Raw genomic sequence first — 1,314 nt, 5'->3', positions numbered from 1 at the left:
AATTAAAGCCCAGTTAATAAAACTTTAGCGACTTCATTCATTAAGATCTCGGCAATATAGAGTGCCAAAAATGCCAGAATTGGAGATAAGTCAATCATCCCCATATTAGGCAATAAACGACGGAATGGGGCGAGTAACGGTTCAGCTAAATCTTGAATCACCTCAATATAAGGTGAACGAGATTGAGTAAACATAACGACCCAACTCAAAATGATTGTTGCAAAAATTAAGTAACGGCAGAAGCGAATCAAATCCTGAATCATGGTCACAAAAGTCAGAATCACTAAATGAACTGGACTATTTGGCATGGAACCCGAAAGATACATTACACCGAAAATTTTCAGTAAATATAAAATAATTAAAAGAACCAACGCTGCCAGATTGAATCGGCCTTTTGCGACCGTTGGAAAAATTCGGCCAAAAATATCAACAATCTTAGTCGCCTTTACTGTCGATAAAACCACAGGATTATAAGGACTTACTGCCGCCAATTGCATTAAAAAACGGAAAAAGACCAATAAAATCGCGACGTTAATTAAAATTCCAAAAATTAGCGCAGAATTTGCACCCATAGTTGTCTTATCCTATTAAAGCTATTTTGCACTGTCACTCAGTTCTTGAGCCAATTCTTGGCTACGTTTCTGTGCAGCAGCTAATGCAGATTGAATATTTTGAGAGATTTGTGCACGATCAAAAACTTCAAGTGCAGCTTGGGTTGTACCATTCGGTGACGTCACATTTTTACGCAGCTCAGACGGAGTATTTGAACTCGTAATTGCCATTTGAGCTGCACCTAATGCTGTTTGAAGAGTTAAAGCAGTTGCAACTTTTTCATCCAAGCCTAAATTTTTACCTGCACGAATCATACTTTCCATGAGGTAGAAGAAATAAGCTGGACCTGAACCTGAAACCGCCGTTACTGCATCAATTTGAGCTTCGGAGTTTACCCAAATTGTTAAACCAGTTGCTGCTAAAATCTGACTCGTTAATTCACGGTCTGAGGCACCAACCACATCAGTCGCGTAAATACCATGAGCACCAGTTTGAACTAATGCAGGTGTATTTGGCATAACTCGCACAATACGTTCACTATCAATCAGATTTGATATTGTCTTAATTTCCGCACCAGCAATAATTGAAATAACCAATTTATCCGATAATAAACCTTTTAACGGACGTAGAACATTTGCCAGAACTTGTGGTTTTACAGCAAGAACAACTACATCGGCATTCTGGATAGCAGCCGTATTATCTTGAGTTACATGAACTTCCTTTTCTTGCAATAGTTGACGAATTTGTTCGACAGGATCTGAA

General features: G+C 38.6%; 2 protein-coding genes. Both read right to left on the bottom strand.

Annotated features, from left to right (window positions below; genetic code table 11):
* Positions 1 to 2: 2 nt before the first annotated feature.
* Positions 3 to 572 (bottom strand): YggT family protein, encoded by a 570-nt coding sequence (locus VXQ92_RS18485; RefSeq protein ID WP_000501183.1) that lies wholly within the window; start codon positions 570 to 572, stop codon positions 3 to 5.
* 21 nt (positions 573 to 593) lie between these two features.
* Positions 594 to 1,314, bottom strand: a 721-nt coding sequence (gene proC, locus VXQ92_RS18480; RefSeq protein ID WP_416682791.1) for a pyrroline-5-carboxylate reductase, incomplete at its 5' end; no start/stop codon positions are given.

This window comes from Acinetobacter sp. 228, assembly GCF_048147885.1.
This window is presented reverse-complemented; position numbering and strand designations above follow the sequence as displayed.